We start from the raw sequence: 26,150 nt of genomic DNA on the forward strand, positions 1-26,150 counted from the left end.
CACGGCCAACGACCCGGATTCAGGTGAGGACGAGTGACGGACGCCCTGGGCTCCATCGACATGCCTGAGCGCGGTCGTTCCGAAGACGAGGGCTCGGACGCGAAGAAGCCCCGCCGCGGCGGCAAGCGCGGCAAGAAGGGCCCGTTCGCCCGCCTCGCGCTCTTCTACCGGCAGATCATCGCCGAACTCCGCAAGGTCGTCTGGCCCACGCGGGGACAGCTCTCCACGTACACCACCGTGGTGATCGTCTTCGTCGTCATCGTCATCGGTCTTGTAACCGTGATTGACTTGGGATTCAACGAGGCCGTCAAGTACGTCTTCGGCTGATCCCGCGAAGGGCGCCTTCCGGGCGCCCCTTTGCATGTTCAACCCCTTGAAGCCAGGAAGAAGCAGCCACCGTGTCTGACCCGAACCTGAACGACGCCGCCGACTCCGTCGAGACGGCAGCGGCCGACGTTGACGCGGCTGCCTCGGCCGAGGTCGAGGGCGACGCTGCGGCGATTGCCGACGAAGAGGGCGCTCGCGAGATCGTCGAGGGCGCCGACGCGGCCGACGAGCTCGACACCGAGGACGCCGAGGCGGGCGAGCCCGCCGAAGAGGCCGCGGTGAACGTCGAGGCCGAAGACGAGGCTGCCGAGGCCGACGAGGCCGATGAGGCCGCCGGCGAGGCGGAGACCGACGAGGCCGCGGCGCAGGACGAGGCCGAGGACGAGGCCGAGCCGGTCGACCCGATCGCCGCGCTCCGCGAGGAGCTGCGCACCCTTCCGGGCGAGTGGTACGTCATCCACACCTACGCGGGCTACGAGAAGCGCGTGAAGGCCAACCTGGAGCAGCGCGCCGTCTCGCTCAACGTCGAGGACTTCATCTACCAGGCCGAGGTCCCCGAGGAAGAGATCGTCCAGATCAAGAACGGCGAGCGCAAGAACGTCCGCCAGAACAAGCTCCCGGGCTACGTGCTCGTGCGCATGGACCTGACGAACGAGTCCTGGGGCGTCGTGCGCAACACGCCCGGCGTGACCGGCTTCGTGGGCAACGCCTACGACCCGTACCCGCTGACCCTGGACGAGATCGTCAAGATGCTCGCCCCGGAGGCCGAGGCGAAGGCCGCCAAGGAGGCCGCCGAGGCCGAGGGCAAGCCGGCGCCGTCCCGCAAGGTCGAGGTCCAGGTGCTGGACTTCGAGGTGGGCGACTCGGTCACCGTCACCGACGGCCCGTTCGCCACGCTGCAGGCCACGATCAACGAGATCAACGCCGACTCGAAGAAGGTCAAGGGCCTGGTCGAGATCTTCGGCCGGGAGACCCCGGTCGAGCTGAGCTTCGACCAGATCCAGAAGAACTGACACCTTCTGGAACCACGCTTCCGAACAGGTCAGGCGAGCCCCTCGGGGACCGTCTGACCTGCTCGGTTTTTGGCCGCACCTCTATACCCGTTATCGTTGTGCGGTATGCCTCCATCCGGATGACCGGATGGTCTGGCGAAAAACCTCTCACTAGGACCCGGAGAGAGCATGCCTCCCAAGAAGAAGAAGGTCACGGGGCTCATCAAGCTCCAGATCCAGGCCGGTGCCGCGAACCCGGCTCCGCCGGTCGGCCCCGCGCTGGGTCAGCACGGCGTCAACATCATGGAGTTCTGCAAGGCCTACAACGCCGCGACCGAGTCGCAGCGTGGCTGGGTCATCCCGGTGGAGATCACGGTCTACGAGGACCGTTCCTTCACCTTCGTGACCAAGACGCCGCCGGCCTCGAAGATGATCCTGAAGGCCGCGGGCGTGGAGAAGGGCTCCGGCGAGCCGCACAAGACCAAGGTCGCCAAGATCACGGCCGACCAGGTCCGCGAGATCGCCACCACCAAGATGCCCGACCTGAACGCCAACGACCTGGACGCCGCGTCGAAGATCATCGCCGGCACCGCCCGTTCCATGGGCATCACGGTCGAGGGCTGACAGCCACCCCGCATCCGCCCCGCGGCACCCGCCGCATCACGGGGCACGTGGCAGGGCCAGGCGCTGGCCCGTACCACGACTCCATCGCCACCATTCAGGAGCAGCAGTGAAGCGCAGCAAGACTCTTCGCAACGCGGACGCGAAGATCGACCGGGAGCGTCTGTACGCCCCGCTCGAGGCCGTCCGTCTGGCCAAGGAGACCTCCGCGGCCAAGTTCGACGCGACCGTCGAGGTCGCCATGCGTCTGGGTGTCGACCCGCGCAAGGCCGACCAGATGGTCCGTGGCACCGTGAACCTTCCGCACGGCACCGGTAAGACCGCCCGGGTCCTGGTCTTCGCGACCGGCGACCGTGCTGCGGCCGCGGAAGCCGCCGGCGCCGACATCGTCGGCTCCGACGAACTGATCGACGAGGTCTCCAAGGGCCGCCTGGACTTCGACGCCGTCGTCGCCACGCCGGACCTCATGGGCAAGGTCGGCCGCCTCGGCCGCGTGCTCGGTCCCCGTGGTCTGATGCCGAACCCGAAGACCGGCACCGTCACCCCGGATGTCGCCAAGGCTGTCACCGACATCAAGGGCGGCAAGATCGAGTTCCGCGTGGACAAGCACGCGAACCTCCACTTCATCATCGGCAAGGTGTCCTTCGACGACGCCAAGCTGGTGGAGAACTACGCCGCGGCGCTGGAGGAGATCAACCGTCTCAAGCCGTCCGCCGCCAAGGGCCGCTACATCAAGAAGGCCACCATCGCCACCACGATGGGCCCCGGCGTCCCGGTCGACAGCAACCGCACCCGCAACCTCCTCGTCGAGGAGGACGCGCTCGCCGTCTGAGTCTGACGGCAGGCGCGCGCGTACGCGTACGCCGGGCCCCGCACCTCACCCGAGGTGCGGGGCCCGGCGCTTTTTGCGCCCATCGGGCCCGTACGGGACGGCACGGGGCGTTCGGGACGCCGCGGGGCCCGGCACCGGGCGCTGTCACCCCTCTGCACTACGCTCGGCCGCAGTCGTAAAGCTGATCTACAACGGGGAGACACACGTGCGTACTGCGCGGATCACGGCGGCCGTGGCCGGCGTCGTCATGCTGGCCGGCCTGACCGCCTGCGGCGACAAGGACGGCGGCAACAAGGCGGGCGGCGACGCGGGCGGCAACGGCTCGCCCGTCCAGGCCGCCGTCGCGGCGCTGCGGACGGCCTCCGAGAAGACCGGCGCGGAGAAGTCGGCCAAGGCCGAGACGACGACCAGGTCGGGCCAGGCGACCCAGACCATGAAGAGCGAGATGGACTGGTCCGAGGGCATGCGGATGAACGTCGAGATGGCCGGTAAGGGCGGGCTGGGCGGCGGCAAGCCCATGAAGGCCGTCTACACCCCGGAGGCGGCGTTCCTGAACCTCGGCGGCGGCAAGTCCTGGCTGAAGTACGACTACAACGTCATGGCCGAGAAGAGCACGCTCTACGCGCTGCTCAAGGACCAGATGCAGAACAGCAACCCGTCGCGGTCCGTCGGCCTGGTCATCGCGTCGGGCAAGGCCAAGAAGACCGGTACGGAGGACGTACGCGGCGTCCAGGCGACCCACTACACCGCCACCTTCGACGCGGCCGAGCTGACCCGTATGCAGACGTCCGAGAACTTCAGCGCCAAGGACATGAAGGCGCTGGAGGAGTCGTACAAGCAGAGCGGCATCAAGAACCAGACCCTCGACCTGTGGATCGGCCCCGGTGACCTGCTGGTCAAGAAGGCCGAGAAGACCCGGAGCAATGTGGGTCTGGTGGAGAGCACGACCTACTACTCCGACTACGGCACCAAGGTGAGCGTCCAGGAGCCGCCGGCCTCGCAGGTCACCGACGGCAGCAAGATCGGCGCCGGCGCCGTGGGCGGCGGCCTGAAGGGCTGACCGGCGCCCGCCCGCCCCGCCGTCTCCGGGCCCGGCGCGCCGCGCGCCGCCGGGTCCGGGAGCGGATTTGCCTGCGCGGTGGCCGTTCGCGTACCGTAGCGAAGAAGCCAAAGACCGCTGGTTGTCTCTGTGCGCCCTCGTGGCGTACGGAACCGAAGGATCCGCTAGCTGCGGACGGCCTGCGCAGGTGGACGAGGAAGAACTCCCGGAAGAACTCCGTTTCGACCGGTAGAGCCATGCCCCGTGCGCTTGCGCCGGGGCGTTTGTTTTGCCCAGCCCCTTCTGCGCGGTCCTCATCACCCGGAAGGAGGCCGAGGCTCATGGCGAGGCCCGACAAGGTCGCAGCCGTCGAGGAGATCACGGACAAGCTCCGTAACTCCAACGCCGCTGTTGTGACCGCGTACACCGGACTGTCCGTCGCTCAGCTCAAGCAGCTGCGCCGTTCGCTCGGTGACAACGCTCAGTACCGTGTGGTGAAGAACACGCTGACCAAGATTGCGGCCACTGAGGCCGGGATCACGCTGGACGAGCACCTCAAGGGCTCGACGGCTGTCGCTTTTGTGACCGGTGACCCGGTCGAGGCGGCGAAGGGTCTTCGTGACTTCGCCAAGGAGAACCCCTCTCTCGTCATCAAGGGCGGTGTCCTTGAAGGCAAGGCGCTGTCCGCCGACGAGATCAAGAAGCTTGCGGACCTCGAGTCCCGCGAGGTTCTGCTCGCCAAGCTGGCGGGTGGCATGAAGGCGTCCATGGCCAAGGCCGCGGCGACCTTCCAGGCCCCGCTCACGAAGATGGTCCGCACCGCGGAAGCTCTTCGCAGCAAGGTCGAGCAGGGCGGTGCCGGTGAGCCGGCTCCCGCCGAGGCGGCGGAGTAACCACTCCGCAGTCCAGCGGGCACGTCTGCTCAGCACGCCCGCCGCAATGTACATCCGGCACCAGCCGAATTAGTGGAAGGACCGCCACCATGGCGAAGCTCACCCAGGACGAACTGCTGGCCCAGTTCGAGGAGATGACCCTCATCGAGCTCTCCGACTTCGTGAAGAAGTTCGAGGAGAAGTTCGACGTCGAGGCTGCCGCCCCGGCCGCCGTCGTTGCCGCCCCGGCCCAGGGTGGTGGCGACGCCGCCGCCGCCGAGGAGCAGGACGAGTTCGACGTCATCCTCACCGGTGCCGGCGACAAGAAGATCCAGGTCATCAAGGTCGTGCGTGAGCTGACCTCGCTGGGTCTGAAGGAGGCCAAGGACCTCGTGGACGGCACCCCGAAGCCGGTCCTCGAGAAGGTCGCCAAGGACGCCGCGGACAAGGCCGCCGAGGCCCTCAAGGGCGCCGGCGCCTCCGTCGAGGTCAAGTGACCCGACGAGTCTGCTGACTCTTCGCAAACCTGAAGGCGATCACCCATGCGGGTGGTCGCCTTCGGGCGTTCAGGCCGCGGCTGCGCCCTCCCGCCCTTCCGTGCGAGTATGGTGATCTTCGTTGCCCGGCCGTGCACCCCGTGACGATCTTCCAGTGGGTGGGGGGCCTTGACGAACCGCACGCAGCGCGCAATTCTCAGGACGCGACGTCAGAAGCGATCCGGGTTCGAGGCATGGATCGCCGGCGAAGAGGGAAGCATCGGGGTGCGCCTGTTGGCGCACGGCTCGTGGCAGGCATAAGACGTTGGGCGTTGAGACGAACAAAGAGGGGTACCTCCGTCACGGAGGGTGCCGCCTCCCGGAGGGAGAAGATCGGTATCACGGTGCTGAACCGGTCTCCGGAAACTCACTCTGGACATCAGTGTGCCGAGTGGCTACACTGACCCTTTGCGCTGCCTGTTAGCTGCTCCCTGCCCGTCACCAGGGGCATACCCGAGCTCGAGCAATGCCGACTGATCCGCCCTGACCTGGGCCTTTCCTCCGGCTGTGTTCGGTCCGGGACCGGTACGCGCGTAGTGAGTCCGAGCCCTCGGAAGGACCCCCTCTTGGCCGCCTCGCGCAACGCCTCGACTGCCAATACGAACAACGGCGACAGCACCGCCCCGCTGCGCATCTCTTTTGCGAAGATCAAGGAGCCCCTCGGGGTTCCGAACCTCCTTGCGCTGCAGACCGAAAGCTTCGACTGGCTGCTCGGCAATGCCGCATGGAAGGGTCGCGTCGAGGCTGCGCTGGAAAGTGGTCAGGACGTCCCCACCAAGTCCGGTCTGGAGGAGATCTTCGAAGAGATCTCCCCGATCGAGGACTTCTCCGGGTCGATGTCGCTGACGTTCCGCGACCACCGATTCGAGCCCCCGAAGAACTCCATCGACGAGTGCAAGGAGCGCGACTTCACGTACGCGGCTCCGCTCTTCGTCACGGCTGAGTTCACCAACAACGAGACCGGTGAGATCAAGTCTCAGACGGTCTTCATGGGCGACTTCCCGCTCATGACCAACAAGGGCACCTTCTGCATCAACGGCACCGAGCGTGTCGTCGTCTCGCAGTTGGTCCGCTCGCCGGGCGTCTACTTCGACAGCCAGATCGACAAGACGTCCGACAAGGACATCTTCACCGCCAAGATCATCCCGTCCCGGGGTGCCTGGCTGGAGATGGAGATCGACAAGCGCGACATGGTCGGCGTGCGCATCGACCGCAAGCGCAAGCAGTCCGTGACCGTCCTCCTCAAGGCTCTCGGCTGGACGACCGAGCAGATCCTCGAAGAGTTCGGCGAGTACGAGTCGATGCGCGCCACCCTGGAGAAGGACCACACCCAGGGCCAGGACGACGCGCTGCTCGACATCTACCGCAAGCTGCGTCCGGGCGAGCCGCCGACGCGCGAGGCCGCGCAGACGCTGCTGGAGAACCTCTACTTCAACCCGAAGCGCTACGACCTCGCGAAGGTCGGCCGCTACAAGGTCAACAAGAAGCTCGGCGGCGACGAGCCGCTGGACGCCGGTGTGCTGACCACCGACGACGTCATCGCCACGATCAAGTACCTGGTCAAGCTGCACGCCGGCGAGACCGAGACGATCGGCGAGAACGGCACGGAGATCGTCGTCGAGACCGACGACATCGACCACTTCGGCAACCGCCGCCTGCGCAACGTCGGCGAGCTGATCCAGAACCAGGTCCGTACGGGTCTCGCCCGTATGGAGCGTGTCGTGCGTGAGCGCATGACCACCCAGGACGTCGAGGCGATCACGCCGCAGACCCTGATCAACATCCGGCCGGTCGTCGCCTCCATCAAGGAGTTCTTCGGCACCAGCCAGCTTTCCCAGTTCATGGACCAGACGAACCCGCTGTCGGGCCTGACCCACAAGCGCCGTCTGTCCGCGCTGGGCCCCGGCGGTCTGTCCCGTGAGCGGGCCGGCCTGGACGTCCGTGACGTGCACCCCTCGCACTACGGCCGCATGTGCCCGATCGAGACGCCCGAAGGCCCGAACATCGGTCTGATCGGCTCGCTCGCCTCCTACGGCCGGGTCAACGTCTTCGGCTTCATCGAGACGCCGTACCGCAAGGTCGTCGACGGCCGGGTCACCGAGCAGGTCGACTACCTGACCGCCGACGAGGAAGACCGCTTCCTCATCGCGCAGGCGAACGCCCCCCTCACCGAGGACATGCAGTTCGCCGAAGGCCGCGTCATGTGCCGCCGCCGCGGTGGTGAGGTCGACCTCGCCGCCCGCGAGGACGTGGACTACATGGACGTCTCGCCGCGCCAGATGGTGTCGGCCGCGACCGCCATGATCCCCTTCCTGGAGCACGACGACGCCAACCGCGCGCTCATGGGATCGAACATGATGCGCCAGGCCGTGCCGCTGATCAAGGCGGAGGCCCCGCTGGTCGGCACCGGCATGGAGTACCGCTGCGCGGTCGACGCCGGTGACGTCATCAAGGCCGAGAAGGACGGTGTGGTCCAGGAGGTCTCCGCGGACTACATCACCGTCGCCAACGACGACGGCACGTACACCACGTACCGCGTCGCCAAGTTCACCCGCTCCAACCAGGGCACCTCCTTCAACCAGAAGGTCGTCGTGGACGAGGGCGCGCGCGTCGTCGTGGGCCAGGTGCTCGCCGACGGTCCCTCCACGGACCAGGGCGAGATGGCGCTCGGCAAGAACCTCCTCGTGGCGTTCATGCCGTGGGAGGGCCACAACTACGAGGACGCGATCATCCTGTCGCAGCGCCTCGTGCAGGACGACGTCCTGTCCTCGATCCACATCGAGGAGCACGAGGTCGACGCCCGGGACACCAAGCTGGGCCCGGAGGAGATCACCCGGGACATCCCGAACGTCTCCGAGGAGGTCCTCTCGGACCTCGACGAGCGCGGCATCATCCGGATCGGTGCCGAGGTCGTCGCCGGCGACATCCTCGTCGGCAAGGTCACGCCCAAGGGTGAGACCGAGCTGACCCCCGAGGAGCGCCTGCTGCGCGCCATCTTCGGTGAGAAGGCCCGTGAGGTCCGTGACACCTCGCTGAAGGTCCCGCACGGCGAGATCGGCAAGGTCATCGGCGTCCGCGTCTTCGACCGTGAAGAGGGCGACGAGCTGCCCCCGGGCGTGAACCAGCTCGTCCGCGTCTACGTGGCGCAGAAGCGCAAGATCACCGACGGTGACAAGCTCGCCGGCCGCCACGGCAACAAGGGTGTCATCTCCAAGATCCTGCCGGTCGAGGACATGCCGTTCCTGGAGGACGGCACCCCGGTCGACATCATCCTCAACCCGCTGGGTGTCCCGTCCCGAATGAACCCGGGTCAGGTCCTGGAGATCCACCTCGGCTGGCTCGCCAGCCAGGGCTGGAAGGTCGAGGGCGACGCCGACTGGCAGAAGCGTCTCCAGGCGATCGGCGCCGACGAGGTCGCGCCCCGCACCAACGTCGCGACCCCGGTCTTCGACGGTGCGCGCGAGGACGAGCTCGCTGGTCTGTTCGACTCCACGCTGCCGAACCGCGACGGCGAGCGGATGGTCAAGGACACCGGCAAGGCCCGGATGTTCGACGGCCGTTCCGGTGAGCCGTTCCCGGACCCGATCTCGGTCGGGTACATGTACATCCTGAAGCTCCACCACCTGGTCGACGACAAGCTGCACGCGCGGTCGACCGGTCCGTACTCGATGATCACCCAGCAGCCGCTGGGTGGTAAGGCCCAGTTCGGTGGCCAGCGCTTCGGTGAGATGGAGGTGTGGGCGCTGGAGGCTTACGGCGCCGCGTACGCCCTCCAGGAGCTGCTGACCATCAAGTCCGACGACGTGACCGGCCGCGTGAAGGTCTACGAGGCGATCGTCAAGGGCGAGAACATCCCCGAGCCCGGCATTCCCGAGTCCTTCAAGGTGCTCATCAAGGAAATGCAGTCGCTCTGCCTGAACGTGGAGGTGCTGTCCTCGGACGGCATGTCCATCGAGATGCGCGACACGGACGAGGATGTCTTCCGCGCCGCGGAGGAGCTCGGTATCGACCTGTCCCGGCGCGAGCCGAGCAGCGTCGAAGAGGTCTGACGGGCCTGGCCGGGGCTCCTTCCCCCCAAGGAGCCCCGGTCGCCCCGGACCCGTACAGACCATGATGTAGAGCCCATTTTTTCGCTTACGCGAAGGGCACGACCCTGAAAGAGGGATTGACGACAGTGCTCGACGTCAACTTCTTCGACGAGCTGCGGATCGGCCTGGCGACCGCGGACGACATCCGACAGTGGTCCCACGGTGAGGTCAAGAAGCCGGAGACCATCAACTACCGCACCCTCAAGCCGGAAAAGGACGGGCTCTTCTGCGAGAAGATCTTCGGTCCGACCCGGGACTGGGAGTGCTACTGCGGCAAGTACAAGCGTGTCCGGTTCAAGGGCATCATCTGCGAGCGCTGTGGCGTCGAGGTCACTCGCGCCAAGGTGCGCCGTGAGCGGATGGGCCACATCGAGCTGGCCGCCCCCGTCACGCACATCTGGTACTTCAAGGGCGTTCCGTCGCGGCTGGGCTACCTGCTCGACCTCGCCCCGAAGGACCTGGAGAAGGTCATCTACTTCGCCGCCTACATGATCACGTGGGTGGACGAGGAGCGCCGTACGCGCGACCTGCCCTCGCTGGAGGCGCACGTCTCCGTCGAGCGCCAGCAGATCGAGCAGCGCCGCGACGCGGACCTCGAGGCCCGCGCCAAGAAGCTCGAGACCGACCTGGCCGAGCTGGAGGCCGAGGGCGCCAAGGCGGACGTGCGCCGCAAGGTGCGCGAGGGCGCCGAGCGGGAGATGAAGCAGCTTCGCGACCGCGCGCAGCGCGAGATCGACCGCCTCGACGAGGTGTGGAGCCGCTTCAAGAACCTCAAGGTCCAGGACCTGGAGGGCGACGAGCTGCTCTACCGCGAGCTGCGTGACCGCTTCGGCACGTACTTCATGGGCGGCATGGGCGCGGCGGCGCTCCAGAAGCGCCTGGAGTCCTTCGACCTCGACGAAGAGGCCGAGAAGCTCCGCGAGATCATCCGTACCGGCAAGGGCCAGAAGAAGACCCGTGCGCTCAAGCGCCTGAAGGTCGTCTCCGCGTTCCTGCAGACCCGCAACAGCCCCAACGGCATGGTGCTGGACTGCATCCCGGTCATCCCGCCGGACCTGCGTCCGATGGTGCAGTTGGACGGTGGCCGCTTCGCGACCTCCGACCTGAACGACCTGTACCGCCGTGTGATCAACCGCAACAACCGCCTGAAGCGGCTTCTCGACCTCGGCGCGCCCGAGATCATCGTGAACAACGAGAAGCGCATGCTCCAGGAGGCCGTGGACGCGCTGTTCGACAACGGCCGTCGTGGCCGGCCGGTCACCGGCCCGGGCAACCGCCCGCTGAAGTCCCTCAGCGACATGCTGAAGGGCAAGCAGGGCCGCTTCCGTCAGAACCTGCTCGGCAAGCGTGTGGACTACTCCGCGCGTTCCGTGATCGTCGTCGGTCCGCAGCTCAAGCTGCACCAGTGCGGTCTGCCGAAGGCCATGGCGCTGGAGCTCTTCAAGCCGTTCGTGATGAAGCGCCTGGTCGACCTGAACCACGCGCAGAACATCAAGAGCGCCAAGCGGATGGTCGAGCGCGGCCGCACGGTCGTCTACGACGTCCTCGAAGAGGTCATCGCGGAGCACCCGGTCCTGCTGAACCGTGCGCCCACCCTGCACCGCCTCGGCATCCAGGCCTTCGAGCCGCAGCTCGTCGAGGGCAAGGCCATTCAGATTCACCCGCTCGTGTGCACCGCGTTCAACGCGGACTTCGACGGTGACCAGATGGCCGTGCACCTGCCGCTGTCCGCGGAGGCGCAGGCCGAGGCCCGCATCCTGATGCTGTCCTCGAACAACATCCTCAAGCCGGCCGACGGCCGTCCGGTCACCATGCCGACCCAGGACATGGTGCTGGGCCTGTTCTTCCTCACCACCGACGAGGCGGAGCGCGAGGTCATCGGTGAGGGCCGGTCCTTCGGCTCGGTCGCCGAGGCGATCATGGCCTTCGACAACCGGGAGCTGTCGCTCCAGGCGAAGGTCGACATCCGCTTCCCGATCGGCACCGTCCCGCCCCGCGGCTGGACCCCGCCGGTCCAGGAGGAGGGCGAGCCCGAGTGGCAGCAGGGTGACAGCTTCCGGCTGCGGACGACCCTGGGCCGCGCGCTCTTCAACGAGCTGCTGCCCGAGGACTACCCGTTCGTCGACTACTCGGTGGGCAAGAAGCAGCTCTCCGCGATCGTCAACGACCTGGCCGAGCGCTACCCCAAGGTCATCGTGGCGGCGACGCTGGACAACCTGAAGGCGGCCGGTTTCCACTGGGCGACCCGTTCCGGTGTCACCGTCGCGGTCTCGGACATCGTCGTGCCGGAGGCCAAGAAGGCCATCGTCGCGGGCTACGAGGCCCAGGACGAGAAGGTCCAGAAGCAGTACGAGCGCGGTCTGATCACCAAGGACGAGCGCACTCAGGAACTGATCAACATCTGGACCAAGGCGACCAACGAGGTCGCCGAGGCGATGAACGACAACTTCCCCAAGACGAACCCCATCTTCATGATGGTTGACTCGGGTGCCCGAGGAAACATGATGCAGATGCGGCAGATCGCCGGTATGCGTGGTCTGGTGTCGAACGCGAAGAACGAGACCATCCCGCGGCCCATCAAGGCGTCGTTCCGTGAGGGTCTGTCCGTGCTGGAGTACTTCATCTCCACCCACGGTGCCCGTAAGGGTCTCGCGGACACCGCCCTGCGTACCGCCGACTCGGGTTACCTGACCCGTCGTCTCGTGGACGTCTCGCAGGACGTCATCATCCGCGAGGAGGACTGCGGCACCGAGCGCGGTCTGAAGCTGCGGATCGCCAGCAAGGGCGCCGACGGTGTCCTGCGCAAGGCGGACGACGTCGAGTCCAGCGTGTACGCACGCATGCTGGCCGAGGACGTCGTGGTGGACGGCAAGGTCATCGGCCCCGCCAACGTCGACCTGGGCGATGTCCTCATCGACCAGCTCGTCGCGCACGGCGTCGAGGAGGTCAAGACCCGCTCGGTCCTGACCTGCGAGTCCGCCGTCGGCACCTGTGCCTTCTGCTACGGCCGCTCGCTGGCCACCGGCAAGCTGGTCGACATCGGTGAGGCGGTCGGCATCATCGCCGCCCAGTCCATCGGTGAGCCCGGCACCCAGCTCACGATGCGTACCTTCCACACCGGTGGTGTGGCGGGTGACGACATCACCCTGGGTCTGCCGCGTGTCGTCGAGCTCTTCGAGGCGCGTACGCCCAAGGGCGTCGCCCCGATCTCCGAGGCCGCCGGCCGCGTGCGGATCGAGGAGACCGAGAAGACGAAGAAGGTCGTCGTCACGCCGGACGACGGCAGCGACGAGACGGCGTACGGCGTCTCCAAGCGTGCCCGTCTGCTGGTGAGCGAGGGTGACCACGTCGAGGTCGGCCAGGCGCTGACCGTGGGTGCCGTCAACCCGCACGACGTGCTGCGCATCCTGGGCCAGCGCGCCGTCCAGGTCCACCTGGTCGGCGAGGTCCAGAAGGTCTACAACAACCAGGGCGTGGCGATCCACGACAAGCACATCGAGATCATCATCCGGCAGATGCTGCGCCGCGTGACGATCATCGAGTCCGGCGACGCGGAGCTGCTGCCGGGCGAGCTGGTGGAGCGGACGAAGTTCGAGAGCGAGAACCGTCGTGTGGTCCAGGAAGGCGGCCACCCGGCCTCCGGCCGTCCGCAGCTGATGGGTATCACCAAGGCTTCGCTGGCCACCGAGTCCTGGCTGTCGGCGGCGTCCTTCCAGGAGACGACCCGGGTGCTCACCGACGCGGCGATCAACGCCAAGTCGGACTCCCTGATCGGCCTCAAGGAGAACGTCATCATCGGTAAGCTCATCCCGGCCGGTACGGGCCTGTCCCGCTACCGCAACATCCGGGTGGAGCCCACCGAGGAGGCCAAGGCCGCGATGTACTCGGCCGTCGGTTACGACGACATCGACTACTCGCCCTTCGGCACCGGCTCCGGCCAGGCGGTCCCGCTGGAGGACTACGACTACGGTCCGTACAACCAGTAAGGGCCCGGCCGGCCTGAGCGGCCGGACCGGACACGCGCTGTGAGCGGCAGGGCGGTCACCCTACGGGGTGGCCGCCCTGCGGCGTTGTGGGGCGATTCACCCCGTCGGCGGCCCGCCGGCCCGGCTTGCGGCGGGCGGGGCGGTGTGGTGCGTGCGCGGAATCATGCGCGGGGAACCGTGCGCTCTTCTGGCGCGTACTGAATGATGGGTGGTACTGCCTAATGTGGGGGAGGTGCTGAGAGTGGCGTTCCAGCCGTGGCAGGGTGGACAGCCGGCGCCGTGGCAAGGCGGGCAGCCGGTCCAGGGCCCGGGCCAGGTCCCGGCCATGCGTGCCTCGCACGCCGACCGCGAGCGTGCGGTGGACGTGCTGAAGGCCGGTTTCGCCGAGGGGCGGCTTCCGCAGCAGGAGTACGAGCAGCGCATCGGCCGCGCGTACCAGGCACAGACCCAGGCCGAGCTGCAGATGCTGGTGGCGGACCTGCCGCAGGGTCCGATGCCGCAGCAGCAGTTCGGGCCCCCGCCCGCGGTACCGCCGGCGTTCATGCCGGTGCAGCCGGTGCTCGCGCCGACCAACGGCTCGGCGACCGGCGCGCTGGTGTGCGGCATCCTCGCCCCGGTGACGTGGGGCCTGACCTCGATACCCGCGGTGATCCTGGGGCACAAGGCGCGCGCCGAGATCCGCCGCACGGGGGAGCGCGGGGACGGTCAGGCGGTCGCCGGGCTGGTCCTGGGCTGGCTGGGGATCAGCGGCTGGCTGCTGTTCTTCATCCTGATGGTCTTCGTGGGGGCGGCGAACCTCTGAGGCCGCGGCGGTGAGGCGCCGGAGGCGCGGGGGCCACCGGGAGCCGGGAGCGGCTCCGGGCGCCGTACGACGGCCGTCACGGCGCGCGCGGCGATGGTGGAGCCTTCTTCCGTACGGCCCCCGATCCCACTACGGTGGCCGCAGCGCCGGAGGAGTCCGGCGTGTCCTTCGCGTGTGCATTTGTTTTGACCGCAGCCCATGCGGTAGGTACGCTCTGACCTTGTGCCTGGGGTGTCCTCAGGCTGCCGTGCGTGCACTCGTCCGTACGGAAGCCGGGTCTCGACACCGCAATCTGCCGCCGTCCTCGTTCCAGCGAGGGGTCTGCAGTATTCGACACACCCGACCGCGTGGGTCGGGGACTGTTCCAGGTTAGCTTTACCGAGACTGGCACACAGAAACCGGAGAAACGGTGCCTACGATCCAGCAGCTGGTCCGCAAGGGCCGGCAGGACAAGGTCGAGAAGAACAAGACGCCCGCACTGGAGGGTTCGCCCCAGCGCCGCGGCGTCTGCACGCGTGTTTTCACGACCACCCCGAAGAAGCCGAACTCGGCCCTGCGTAAGGTCGCGCGTGTGCGTCTGACCAGCGGCATCGAGGTCACCGCTTACATTCCGGGTGAGGGCCACAACCTGCAGGAGCACTCGATCGTGCTCGTGCGTGGCGGCCGTGTGAAGGACCTGCCGGGTGTTCGGTACAAGATCATCCGCGGCTCCCTCGACACGCAGGGCGTCAAGAACCGCAAGCAGGCTCGCAGCCGCTACGGCGCCAAGAAGGAGAAGTAAGAATGCCTCGTAAGGGCCCCGCCCCGAAGCGCCCGGTCATCATTGACCCGGTCTACAGCTCTCCTCTGGTGACCTCCCTCATCAACAAGGTCCTGCTGAACGGCAAGCGCTCCACCGCCGAGCGCATCGTTTACGGCGCCATGGAGGGTCTGCGTGAGAAGACCGGCAACGACCCGGTCATCACGCTGAAGCGCGCGCTGGAGAACATCAAGCCGACCCTTGAGGTCAAGTCCCGCCGTGTCGGTGGCGCGACCTACCAGGTCCCGGTCGAGGTCAAGCCCGGCCGCGCCGCCACGCTCTCGCTGCGCTGGCTCGTGGGCTACTCGCGCGCCCGCCGTGAGAAGACCATGACCGAGCGCCTCATGAACGAGCTGCTGGACGCCTCGAACGGCCTCGGCGCTTCGGTCAAGAAGCGTGAGGACACGCACAAGATGGCCGAGTCCAACAAGGCCTTCGCGCACTACCGCTGGTAGTCGCTACCCCCATCGAGACCGAGAGAAGATTGAGCCGATATGGCTACCACTTCGCTTGACCTGGCCAAGGTCCGCAACATTGGGATCATGGCCCACATCGACGCGGGCAAGACGACCACCACCGAGCGGATCCTGTTCTACACCGGTGTCTCCTACAAGATCGGTGAGGTCCACGACGGCGCTGCCACGATGGACTGGATGGAGCAGGAGCAGGAGCGCGGCATCACGATCACGTCTGCCGCGACGACCTGCCACTGGCCGCTGAACGACGTCGACCACACCATCAACATCATCGACACCCCGGGCCACGTCGACTTCACCGTCGAGGTGGAGCGTTCGCTGCGCGTGCTCGACGGTGCGGTGACGGTGTTCGACGGCGTTGCCGGTGTTGAGCCGCAGTCCGAGACCGTCTGGCGTCAGGCCGACCGTTACGGCGTGCCGCGCATCTGCTTCGTCAACAAGCTCGACCGCACCGGTGCGGAGTTCCACCGCTGCGTCGACATGATCGTGGACCGCCTGGGCGCGACCCCGATCGTGATGCAGCTCCCGATCGGCACCGAGGCGGACTTCAAGGGCGTCATCGACCTCGTCTCCATGAAGGCGCTGGTCTGGTCCGCCGAGGCGGCCAAGGGCGAGATGTACGACACCGTCGACATCCCGGCCACGCACGCCGAGGCCGCCGACGAGTGGCGCGGCAAGCTCCTCGAGGCCGTCGCCGAGAACGACGAAGAGATGATGGAGCTGTACCTGGAGGGCCAGGAGCCCACCGTGGACCAGCTTCACGCGGCGATCCGCCGTATCACCATCAACTCGGGCAAGGGCGGCGACACCACCGTCACCCCCGTCTTCTGCGGTACCGCGTTCAAGAACAAGGGCGTGCAGCCCCTGCTCGACGCGGTCGTGCGCTACCTCCCGTCGCCGCTGGACGTCGAGGCCATCGAGGGCCACGCCGTCAACGACGCGGACGAGGTCATCAAGCGCCGCCCCTCCGAGGAGGAGCCGCTGGCCGCCCTCGCGTTCAAGATTGCGAGCGACCCCCACCTGGGCAAGCTCACCTTCATCCGGGTGTACTCGGGCCGCCTCGAGGCCGGCTCGCAGGTCACCAACTCGGTGAAGGGCAAGAAGGAGCGCATCGGCAAGATCTACCGGATGCACGCGAACAAGCGTGAGGAGATCGAGTCGGTGGGTGCCGGTGACATCGTCGCCGTCATGGGTCTGAAGCAGACCACCACCGGTGAGACCCTCTGCGACCCGTCGAACCAGGTCATCCTGGAGTCGATGGAGTTCCCGGCCCCGGTCATCCAGGTCGCCATCGAGCCCAAGTCCAAGGGCGACCAGGAGAAGCTGGGTGTCGCCATCCAGCGTCTCGCCGAGGAGGACCCGTCCTTCCAGGTCCACACGGACGAGGAGACCGGTCAGACCATCATCGCGGGTATGGGCGAGCTGCACCTCGACGTGCTGGTCGACCGTATGAAGCGCGAGTTCCGGGTCGAGGCGAACGTCGGCAAGCCGCAGGTCGCGTACCGCGAGACCCTGCGCAAGGCCGTCGAGCGCCTGGACTACACGCACAAGAAGCAGACTGGTGGTTCCGGCCAGTTCGCGAAGGTGCAGATCGCCCTTGAGCCGCTCGAGGGTGACGGGTACGAGTTCGAGAACAAGGTCACCGGTGGCCGTATCCCGCGGGAGTACATCCCGTCCGTGGACGCGGGCTGCCAGGAGGCCATGGAGTTCGGCGTGCTCGCCGGCTACCCGCTGACCGGCGTCAAGGTCGTGCTTCTCGACGGTGCGTTCCACGAGGTCGACTCGTCCGAGATGGCCTTCAAGATCGCCGGTTCGATGGCCTTCAAGGAGGCCGCCCGCAAGGCCAGCCCGGCCCTGCTGGAGCCGATGATGAAGGTCGAGGTGACGACGCCCGAGGACTACATGGGTGACGTCATCGGCGACATCAACTCGCGTCGCGGTCAGATCCAGTCCATGGAGGACCGCCACGGCGCCAAGCTCGTCACGGGCCTGGTTCCGCTCTCGGAGATGTTCGGCTACGTCGGAGACCTCCGCAGCAAGACCTCGGGTCGCGCAAGCTACTCGATGCAGTTCGACTCCTACGCCGAGGTTCCGCGGAACGTCGCCGAGGAGATCATCGCGAAGGCCAAGGGCGAGTAGTACCGGCTCGCACGAGTCGCAAGACGCTTTAGGCTTGACACCGTCTGCCGGGGCCCGTCCCCGCCACCCGCGAGGGGGCCCCGGCGGCCGGCATCCCAGCAAAGATCACCTGGCGCCGATGAGTAAGGCGTACAGAACCACTTCAGGAGGACCCAGTGGCGAAGGCGAAGTTCGAGCGGACTAAGCCGCACGTCAACATCGGCACCATCGGTCACATCGACCACGGTAAGACGACCCTCACGGCCGCCATTACCAAGGTGCTGCACGACGCGTTCCCGGACCTGAACGAGGCCTCGGCCTTCGACATGATCGACAAGGCGCCCGAGGAGCGCCAGCGCGGTATCACCATCTCCATCGCGCACGTCGAGTACCAGACGGAGAACCGTCACTACGCCCACGTTGACTGCCCCGGTCACGCGGACTACATCAAGAACATGATCACCGGTGCCGCCCAGATGGACGGCGCGATCCTCGTGGTCGCGGCGACCGACGGTCCGATGCCGCAGACCAAGGAGCACGTGCTCCTGGCCCGCCAGGTCGGCGTGCCCTACATCGTGGTGGCCCTGAACAAGGCCGACATGGTGGACGACGAGGAGATCCTGGAGCTCGTCGAGCTCGAGGTCCGTGAGCTCCTCTCGGAGTACGAGTTCCCGGGCGACGACGTTCCGGTCGTCAAGGTCTCCGCGCTCAAGGCGCTGGAGGGCGACAAGGAGTGGGGCGAGTCGGTCCTCAAGCTCATGGCCGCGGTCGACGAGTCGATCCCGCAGCCCGAGCGTGACGTCGACAAGCCGTTCCTGATGCCGATCGAGGACGTCTTCACGATCACCGGCCGTGGCACCGTTGTCACCGGTCGTATCGAGCGTGGTGTCCTCAAGGTCAACGAGACCGTCGACATCATCGGCATCAAGACCGAGAAGACCACCACCACGGTCACCGGCATCGAGATGTTCCGGAAGCTGCTCGACGAGGGCCAGGCCGGTGAGAACGTCGGTCTGCTGCTCCGCGGCATCAAGCGCGAGGACGTCGAGCGCGGCCAGGTCATCATCAAGCCGGGCTCGGTCACCCCGCACACCGAGTTCGAGGCGCAGGCCTACATCCTGTCCAAGGACGAGGGTGGCCGCCACACGCCGTTCTTCAACAACTACCGTCCGCAGTTCTACTTCCGTACGACTGACGTGACCGGTGTTGTGACCCTCCCCGAGGGCACCGAGATGGTCATGCCGGGCGACAACACCGAGATGTCGGTCCAGCTGATCCAGCCGGTCGCCATGGAGGAGGGCCTGAAGTTCGCCATCCGTGAGGGTGGCCGGACCGTCGGCGCCGGCCAGGTCACCAAGATCGTCAAGTAATTCTTGACGGTCGGGGAGACCCGGCAGCTCTTCCGAGCGCTCTGAGGAGCCCCGCTCACCTTCGGGTGAGCGGGGCTCCTCGCTGTTCGGGGGCCGGGCTCTTCTGCTGGGCCCGCCGGCTGCTTAGCATGTGCGGGTCGGCGCGTACCCCATCGGGACGCGACCCTCTTCCCGGAAGTGACGCCATGCTGCGCACCATGTTCAAGTCCAAGATCCACCGTGCCACCGTCACCCAGGCGGACCTGCACTACGTCGGCTCGGTGACGGTCGACGCCGACCTGCTGGACGCCGCCGACCTGCTGCCCGGCGAGCTGGTCCACATCGTCGACATCACCAACGGCGCGCGCCTGGAGACGTACATCATCGAGGGCGAGCGCGGCTCCGGCGTCCTCGGCATCAACGGCGCGGCCGCGCACCTCGTCCACCCCGGCGACCTGGTGATCCTCATCAGCTACGCCCAGGTGGACGACGCCGAGGCCCGTGCGCTGCGCCCGCGTGTCGTGCACGTGGACGCGGACAACCGCATCGTCGCCGTCGGCGCGGACGCGTCGGAGCCGGTGCCCGGCGGTTCGGCGGAGCGCAGCCCGCAGGCGGTCGTACGGGTTTAGGGCCCGGGCTCACGGCCGTACCGGCCGTGCGGGGAAGCCGAAGGCCATCCGGTCGCAGACCGGCCCCGTGGCGTCGAAGTTGAGGCGGCGCATCACGCGGGGCATCCCGGCGGGGATGGGTGTCCTGCCGTGCACCAGGGCCGTGTTGTCGGCGATCAGTACGTCGCCGACGGCGAGCTTGAAGCTCAGCCGGTTGGCGGGGGCGGCGAAGAACCGGCACAGCTCGGCGTACTGGTCACGGACGTCCGCGCGCGGGACGACCCGCGACACGCCGTCCGCCATCCGGAACCTCAGCGTGCAGACGCCGTCCCGGCGGTGGAACAGCGGCTGGGTACTGGTCTGGTCGGTACGGGTGATCGTCAGCGCGTCGGGCTCGGCCAGCGCGTCCCGTCGGCCGGGGAAGTGCCGCGCCAGATACTCGTAGGCGGCCTGGGCGCTGGCCAGGACGGACAGGCCGCCGCGCACGGCGGGCCGGACGCACTGGAGCGTCATCAGGGCCTCCGGGCGGTCACGGAACGCGCCGTCGGTGTGCAGCAGGTGCTCCACGCGGCTGGAGCCGAGGAAGCCGGCGACCGGGCGGGCCGGGCTGATCGGCACGATCCCGTCGCCGTCCGCGCGCGGGTGCGGCACCGGGGCGCCGAAGCGACGGCGCAGGCTGAGCAGGTCCTGGCGGCTCCTGGCCCGCTCGGCGCAGCGCAGGATCGCGAAGCCGTACCGGTTGAACGCGGCCAGCAGCTCGCGTTCCTGCGCGGCCGACATGCAGCACATCGAGGGCACCCGGACGATCTGCGCGGCCACGGACAGTCCGGAGCCGAACGGGCGGCGCAGGTCAGGTGGCGCCATGGCCGGTGGCCTCCGGTCGCGGAGCCGGGGTGAGCGTGGCGAGCCAGCCGCGCAGGACGGCGGCGGCCATCCGTTCGGTGCCGGCGCGGTCGTACCGTACGTCGCCGGGCGCGGCCCCGAAACCGTCGGGACGGCGGTGGTGGAAGGCGGTGACGGCCTGGTCGTCGGCCGGGTACTCGGCTCCGCTCTCCATCCGGAGCATGATCTTCGCGAGCAGGGCGGTGGCCTTGTAGAGCACCCGCAGGTCCGGTTCGGCGAGCAGAAGCTGTTTGCGGAGGGTGACGGCGGCCTGGACGCCGTCGCGCACACTGACGTCGGCGTACGTGACGGCGTCCGGTACGGGCAGGGCGAGGCCGGGGGCGCACCACAGGGGGGCGAGGGCGCCCGCGCCGCTGAGGGTGAGGACGTGCAGCAGCCGGGGCGGCAGGGCGCCCGCGCGGAACTCGTCCTCGGTGAGGACCGTCATGGTCATCCGGACTCCGTTCAGCACCGGTGCCAGCTCCGTACGGACGCTCCGGAGCCGGGGGAGGGCGTCCTGCGGCGCCAGGACCAGGACGTCCAGGTCGCTCCAGCCCTCCCGGTACGTGCCCCGGGCCGCGCTGCCGGTCACGGCGACCAGGTCCACGGCCGTACCGGGCCGGGTGAGCCGTTCGCGCAGGTCACGCAGGTACGTCCCGAGGTGGCTCGGGAGGTTCAGGCTGTGTACGGAGACGGGCTTGAGCGGCCGGAACGTCCAGGCGGCGTCGAAGGCGAGGCGGTCCAGGTGCCGCTGGAGGCGCAGGCGGGGCCAAGGGGCGGCGTGCTGAGCGGCGGATCCGGACGTGGCGTACTCGGGTGCGGCGCCCGGCACGGAGTCGGTGAGGTCGAGGGCGCGCGGGGCGGGCGCGTGCGGGGCGGCTGCGGGGCCGGTCCCGGGCTCGGGGTGTACGGCGCGCAGCCGGTCGCCGAAGAGCGTGCGCAGCTCTTCGACGGTGGCCCGGTCGCGTACGGGCTCGATGCTCACGCGGTCGAGGAACGGGTGCGCGGCGCAGTAGCGGTCGAGGCCGTCGGCGATGCGCTCGGCCAGGGCGGTGGCGTCGGCGGTGTCCGGTAGGGCCGGGTCGTGCGACGCGGCGGCGAGGTGGGCGGCGTTGAGACGGGCGTAGCCGCGGCGGGTGCGCAGGTACTCCCCGGCGGCGTCGCGCGCGTGCTCGCAGTCGCCGCCCAGGGCCGCCACCCGCACCCGGGAGAGCGCGCACTCCGGGATCGCGGGGTACAGCCGGTGCAGACGCTGCCGCAGTTCGTGCTGCACGTCGACTGCGGGCCGGTCGCCGACGACGACGGCCGTGTCGAACCGTCCCTCGTCGAGGAGGCGGTTGATCTGCTCGTTCAGCCGCCGCTGGTAGTACTCCAGGAGGCTGTCGGGGGCCAGGGACCGGGCCAGGCCGCGCGCGGCGCTCTGGGCGGGGTCCTCGTCGTGCAGCAGGACGACGCCGTACTCGGTGTCCTCGGAGGCGCGCAGGGCGGTGCGGTACGGGGCCAGTACCGCGCGCGCTTCGCGGGCCGCCCGCGCCGTACCGCACCGCTCGCGTACGGCGGCAACGGCGGCGAGCGTCGCTTCCAGCATGGGCAGGCCCTGCCGTACGCAGCGCACTTCCCCACTGGCCCGGGGGCGCCGGGCGCGGGCCAGGTAGGCGGCGGCGAGGACGTCCGCCAGCTCCTGGTAGGAAGCGCCGTCGAGCCACCACCCGGTGGCCTCGGTGCCACTCAGAGCGGGCCATCGGGAGGCGTAGGTCTCCGCGGGGGCGGGGGTGTCGATCTGCGGGATGCGGCGGGCGAGCAGGCGGAGCTGGGTGTCCTTGCCCACGTACGCCGGTCCGCTCACGGCGATGACCCGGTGTGCTGCCGGTGGGCGGTCTTCGGCGGGTGGGTTCAGGGGCATGGTGTTTTCCTCCGGAGGTGCACGGTCGGACGGGGTCCGGGCTTTCGGCATAAGACGGTGCGGTGCGTTTCTTTTCCGTACGGGTGTTTTCGTGGGGCGGGACAGGTGGACGAATGGGAGCTGATCGCCTGGCGGGACCCGGGAATTCCCGGCGTCCCGGTCTCCGGGGCGTTGTGCATACGGAGGTGAATACCGGCTGTGCGGAAAAGGCCGCGCCCCGCGGCCGGGATTCAGGTCTGCGGGGCCGGGTCCGCGTCCCCGTCCCGCTTCGTCCCCGTCCCGCGCTCCGGCCCGGTGCCGGGCGCCGCGTCCGTCGGTGGGTCCGTCTCCGGCTCGGCCGCCGGACGGGAGAGCGCGCAGCCGACGACGCCGGCCGCCGCGAGCGAGGTCAGGCCGCCGGTGAGGAAGCCGGCGCGGGGCCCGCAGGTCTCGGTGATCCAGCCGACGGCCGGCGCGGCCACCGGCGTGCCGCCCACGAACGCGATCTTGAACAGGCTCATCACCCGGCCCCGCGTCGCGGCGTCCGCGGTGAGCTGGACGTGCGCGTTGGCGGTGGCGGTGACGACCAGGCCGGCCATGCCGACCGGGACCAGCAGGGCCGCGAACAGCCACAGGGCGGGCGCCAGGGCGGCGGCCGTCTCCAGCGCGCCGAACAGCAGCGCCGCCGTGGTCAGCACCCGCCGGGGCGGCGCGAGGCTGCGCGCCGCCCACAGCGCCCCCGCCACCGCACCCGCCGCCAGCAGCGAGTTGAGCAGGCCGTACACGCCGGAGCCGGTACGGAAGACCTGCACGGTGAACGTGGTCAGCCAGACCGGGAAGTTGAACCCGAACGTACCGACGAAGGCGACCAGCACGATCGGCCACAGCAGCCCGGGATCACGTCGGACCTGCCGCAGCGTCGCCCTGACCTGGCCGCTGCCCTGCGGGGCGCGCTCGGCCGGGTACATCTCGGCGGGGCGCATGAGCAGCAGGGCGACGAGGGGCGCGAGGTAGGAGACGGCGTTGAGGAGGAAGGCCCAGCCGATGCCCACCGCCGTGATCACCAAGCCCGCGACGGCCGGGCCGACCAGGCGCGCGGTCTGGAAGACGGCGGAGTTCAGGCTGACCGCGTTGCGCAACTGCTCCGGCCCGACCAGCTCGGAGACGAACGCCTGCCGGGCGGGGGCGTCCGCGACGGAGACCAGACCGAGCACGGCCGCCATGACGTACACGTGCCAGGGCCGTACCTGGCCGGACAGGACCAGTACGGCCAGGACCAGCCCCGTCGTGCCGAGCGCGGCCTGGGTGTGGAGCAGCAGGCGGCGCATGGGCAGCCGGTCGGCGATCAGACCGCCGTGCAGCCCGAGGAACAGCATGGGCGCGTACTGGAGCCCGATGGTCAAGCCGACGGCGGCGGGGGAGCCGGTCAGCTCGACGACCAGCCAGTCCTGGGCGATGCGCTGCATCCAGGTGCCGGTGTGGGAGACGGCCTGTCCGGAGGCGAACAGCCGGTAGTTGCGGATGCGCAGCGAGCCGAACGTCGTGGTGGCGCGGCGCGCCGGGCCGTCCTCGGGGCGGGGCGGGAGGGAGGCGGCGGCGGGGCCCGGTGCCCCGGTCACGCCCGCCGCCCTCGTACGGGGCCCGGGTGTCTCCCGTACGCGGGGGCGGGATCTCTCCCGCCGCGGCACGGCCGGCGGCCGTGGAAAGGACGATGTCTGGAGCGGGCGCGGCCGCCGCGCCGGAAAGGACGTCCGGAAAAGGGACGCTGCATGAAATCCTCCTTCCTGCTCGCCCCGCCGATATGGTTCAGGATTCCCCGGGGGTGCGGCGTAGTCGCCGGGGGCGCAGCTTCAGCCGGAAGGCTTCCATTTCTTGTGAGCTGTAGGATTTTGGGGCTATTGCGAGACGGCGTGTTTCTGTCCGTGCCGGATATCCTGCTGCGCTCGGCGCCCGGGGAGCGAACGGCGGTGCGCGGTCGTGAGCCGGAGCCGGGGGAGGGGAGTGCGCCGCGCCCCGGCGCCGCGCGGCGCGCGAGTTCTGTTCGCGGGTGCGGCGCGCACGAAAAGGCGAGGGGCCTTCCGTCATTTGGAGTAACGTGCTGGTGTCGGAGCGTCACCGTCCGGGGAGGGGCGGCTCGCGCCGAGGAGGGCGGGCGTCGCCAGGAAGTCCAGTCGGCACCAGAGGAGTCAGCCTCTCGTGGTACTTGCTCACCCCGTCACCCGTGCCGCGCCGCGGGGCACGGGCTCCGCGCCGGCCCCGAAGCCGCGCGTGCGCCGCGGGTCGCCGGTGTCCTCCGTACGCGCCGACGGGCGGTGAGCGGATGGTCGGCAGCGAGATCAGGCCCTGCGATCACCCCAAGAAGGACGTACGGCGGGTGCTGGAGAAGTGGGCGGCCCGTGGCTGGACGCTGCGCAAGGACGGACACTGGGGGCGGCTCTACTGCCCGTGCGCGGGGCGCTGCACGGTCATCCCGGTGGCGGGCACGCCGCGCAGCGCCACCGCGCACGCGCGCGTGATCGACCGGCTGGCGGCGCGGTGTCCGCTGCCGGAGGACGCGGCGAACCGCAGTCTGACGGGGATGCCGCGCGGCGAAGCGTGACCACCGCGTCAACTGAGGTGGGCCGGTGGTGACCGTGCGTCTTACGACGGCTGCCCATGCGAGGTGCGACAGGTTTTGTCATGCTTTGTCTGTTGACGAACGACAACGGACCTGCAACCCTGCCCAAGGACTAGGGGGACGCCGCCATGGACTTCGACTTCACCTTCGTCGTCACGGGCGCGACCGTCGACGACCAGGACGCCGTCGACGCGCTGCGCGACACCTGTGACGCCCTCCTGGCGCGGGCCGGCGGCACCGACCTGCTCAGCGTCACCTGGCCCGGCGACTGCGCGGTACGGGCCGCGCTCGAAGCGGCCTCCGCGGCGCGCGCCGCGGTGCCGCGCCTGAGGGTGCGCCGCCTCGACCGCGACCTGGTCGGCATACACGAGATCGCCGAGCGCACGGGCCGCTCCCGGCAGAACGTCGCCCAGTGGGCCGCCGGGGCGCGCAAGGCCCAGGGCGCCCCGTTCCCGGCCGCCGAGGGGACCGTCGGGCGTTCCCAGGCGTGGCTGTGGTCGGAGGTCAACCGCTGGCTCGCGGCGTACGGCCTCGACGACGGGGCGGTCCACCCCACGCGCGAGGAGATGGCGGAGATCGACGTGGCGCTGGCCGGCCGGGTCTCGCTGACGTTCCGGTTCGCCGCGACCACGGGCTTCCAGGAGGGGCGGCAGCGCGTCATCGACGAGCTGCGCAACCGCCACATAAACCGGTTCCTGGGCATACTGGCGGGCTTCGAGGGGACCACCGACGAGCACGGCGACCACGTCCTGGTGGTGGCCGACGGGCGCGAACCGGCCCGCGGGGTCATGGAGCGGGTGGCGCAGTTCCCGCACGACGTGGTGCTGGTGACCGAGACCGACCAGTTCACGGTCACCGTCCTCGCCAGCCAGGGCCCGGACCGCTCGGGCCGCGTCGTGCCCGTACCCGGCACGGCGACGGTCGGCGAGTGGCTCCGCCAGATCCGCGACTTCCCGCACGCGACCTTCGCCGTGGAGGGTGACGACCGTCACGCGGAGGAGTCCGCCCGCATCCAGTGGCAGCTCGCGATCGCCGCGTGAGGGCGGGCCGGTGAGCGCCCTGGTGGCGGTCGGTCCCGGCACGCCGGAGGCGGGTCCGTGCATCCGGACGGTACGACGCGGTGTACGATCTCCCGCTCGATTGGCAGCGCCCGCCGCTGATGTGGCACACTGTCCAGGTTGCTCGGTTGAGTGCCGATGCTGCGCGCCTCCCGCCGGGGGGACTGGAAGCGAGTCCTAGGTATTCGTCGCTCCTTATCAGGGGCGGAAGTACGGGAATCTTCCGGGAAGTGCAGCGGGGTGCCTCAGCCAGGCGCCCGGTGGGT

Annotated in this window: 20 protein-coding genes; 17 read left to right on the top strand and 3 right to left on the bottom strand. The window is 68.9% G+C overall.

Translation table 11 applies throughout. The features are described 5' to 3' along the window. The first annotated feature begins 33 nt into the window (after positions 1–33). The 15 genes from secE (at position 34) to panD (ending at position 19,466) form a co-directional block, all read left to right on the top strand. Positions 34–327, top strand: a complete 294-nt coding sequence (gene secE, locus EJG53_RS22600; protein ID WP_030017011.1) for a preprotein translocase subunit SecE — start codon at positions 34–36, stop codon at positions 325–327. Positions 328–398: 71 nt separating this feature from the next. Next, positions 399–1,340 (top strand): transcription termination/antitermination protein NusG, encoded by a 942-nt coding sequence (gene nusG / locus EJG53_RS22605; RefSeq protein ID WP_125046315.1) that lies wholly within the window; start codon positions 399–401, stop codon positions 1,338–1,340. Between the two features lie 168 nt (positions 1,341–1,508). After that, entirely contained in the window at positions 1,509–1,943 is a 435-nt protein-coding gene (gene rplK, locus EJG53_RS22610) for a 50S ribosomal protein L11 (protein ID WP_030017009.1), read from the top strand. 106 nt (positions 1,944–2,049) lie between these two features. Next, positions 2,050–2,772, top strand: a complete 723-nt coding sequence (gene rplA, locus EJG53_RS22615; RefSeq protein ID WP_031003009.1) for a 50S ribosomal protein L1 — start codon at positions 2,050–2,052, stop codon at positions 2,770–2,772. A 205-nt stretch (positions 2,773–2,977) separates the two neighbouring features. Beyond that, a complete protein-coding gene (locus EJG53_RS22620) occupies positions 2,978–3,832 on the top strand; it encodes an SCO4651 family lipoprotein (RefSeq protein WP_125046316.1) in 855 nt (284 codons plus the stop codon). A 320-nt stretch (positions 3,833–4,152) separates the two neighbouring features. Continuing rightward, positions 4,153–4,704 carry a 50S ribosomal protein L10 gene (gene rplJ / locus EJG53_RS22625; RefSeq protein ID WP_125046317.1) on the top strand — a complete coding sequence of 184 codons (552 nt, stop codon included), beginning with the start codon at positions 4,153–4,155 and terminating at the stop codon, positions 4,702–4,704. A gap of 89 nt (positions 4,705–4,793) precedes the next feature. Continuing rightward, complete coding sequence (gene rplL, locus EJG53_RS22630) at positions 4,794–5,180, top strand: 50S ribosomal protein L7/L12 (protein WP_031003016.1); 387 nt, start codon at positions 4,794–4,796, stop codon at positions 5,178–5,180. 605 nt (positions 5,181–5,785) lie between these two features. Then, positions 5,786–9,268: a DNA-directed RNA polymerase subunit beta gene (gene rpoB, locus EJG53_RS22640; protein WP_031003018.1), complete on the top strand. Its 3,483-nt coding sequence runs from the start codon at positions 5,786–5,788 to the stop codon at positions 9,266–9,268. A gap of 125 nt (positions 9,269–9,393) precedes the next feature. Further along, positions 9,394–13,293, top strand: a complete 3,900-nt coding sequence (locus EJG53_RS22645; RefSeq protein WP_125049529.1) for a DNA-directed RNA polymerase subunit beta' — start codon at positions 9,394–9,396, stop codon at positions 13,291–13,293. Between the two features lie 325 nt (positions 13,294–13,618). Further along, positions 13,619–14,095, top strand: coding sequence for a DUF1707 and DUF4190 domain-containing protein (locus tag EJG53_RS22650; protein WP_125046318.1), 477 nt, complete (start codon positions 13,619–13,621; stop codon positions 14,093–14,095). Between the two features lie 409 nt (positions 14,096–14,504). Beyond that, entirely contained in the window at positions 14,505–14,876 is a 372-nt protein-coding gene (gene rpsL / locus EJG53_RS22655; RefSeq protein WP_003948652.1) for a 30S ribosomal protein S12, read from the top strand. 2 nt (positions 14,877–14,878) lie between these two features. Further along, positions 14,879–15,349 (top strand): 30S ribosomal protein S7, encoded by a 471-nt coding sequence (gene rpsG, locus EJG53_RS22660; RefSeq protein ID WP_030017001.1) that lies wholly within the window; start codon positions 14,879–14,881, stop codon positions 15,347–15,349. Positions 15,350–15,388: 39 nt separating this feature from the next. Then, positions 15,389–17,509, top strand: coding sequence for an elongation factor G (gene fusA / locus EJG53_RS22665; protein WP_125046319.1), 2,121 nt, complete (start codon positions 15,389–15,391; stop codon positions 17,507–17,509). 155 nt (positions 17,510–17,664) lie between these two features. After that, positions 17,665–18,858 carry an elongation factor Tu gene (gene tuf, locus EJG53_RS22670; RefSeq protein WP_031003027.1) on the top strand — a complete coding sequence of 398 codons (1,194 nt, stop codon included), beginning with the start codon at positions 17,665–17,667 and terminating at the stop codon, positions 18,856–18,858. A 185-nt stretch (positions 18,859–19,043) separates the two neighbouring features. Continuing rightward, positions 19,044–19,466, top strand: a complete 423-nt coding sequence (panD, locus tag EJG53_RS22675; RefSeq protein ID WP_125046320.1) for an aspartate 1-decarboxylase — start codon at positions 19,044–19,046, stop codon at positions 19,464–19,466. Positions 19,467–19,475: 9 nt separating this feature from the next. Here panD and EJG53_RS22680 read toward each other — a convergent pair whose 3' ends face one another. From EJG53_RS22680 to EJG53_RS22690, 3 genes are all read right to left on the bottom strand, one after another. Next, on the bottom strand, positions 19,476–20,309 hold the full coding sequence (locus tag EJG53_RS22680; RefSeq protein WP_125046321.1) for a TauD/TfdA family dioxygenase: 834 nt from the start codon (positions 20,307–20,309) through the stop codon (positions 19,476–19,478). Beyond that, positions 20,296–22,230: a nucleotidyltransferase domain-containing protein gene (locus EJG53_RS22685; RefSeq protein WP_125046322.1), complete on the bottom strand. Its 1,935-nt coding sequence runs from the start codon at positions 22,228–22,230 to the stop codon at positions 20,296–20,298. Before EJG53_RS22685 ends, EJG53_RS22680 begins: the two co-directional genes overlap by 14 nt. A 230-nt stretch (positions 22,231–22,460) precedes the next feature. Next, complete coding sequence (locus tag EJG53_RS22690) at positions 22,461–23,828, bottom strand: MFS transporter (RefSeq protein WP_125046323.1); 1,368 nt, start codon at positions 23,826–23,828, stop codon at positions 22,461–22,463. A 701-nt stretch (positions 23,829–24,529) separates the two neighbouring features. Here EJG53_RS22690 and EJG53_RS22695 point away from each other — a divergent pair. Beyond that, entirely contained in the window at positions 24,530–24,808 is a 279-nt protein-coding gene (locus EJG53_RS22695) for a hypothetical protein (RefSeq protein WP_125046324.1), read from the top strand. A gap of 146 nt (positions 24,809–24,954) precedes the next feature. Continuing rightward, a complete protein-coding gene (locus tag EJG53_RS22700) occupies positions 24,955–25,866 on the top strand; it encodes a helix-turn-helix transcriptional regulator (protein ID WP_125046325.1) in 912 nt (303 codons plus the stop codon). Positions 25,867–26,150 lie beyond the last annotated feature (284 nt).

The organism is Streptomyces chrestomyceticus JCM 4735, from assembly GCF_003865135.1.
GTDB lineage: Bacteria > Actinomycetota > Actinomycetes > Streptomycetales > Streptomycetaceae > Streptomyces > Streptomyces chrestomyceticus.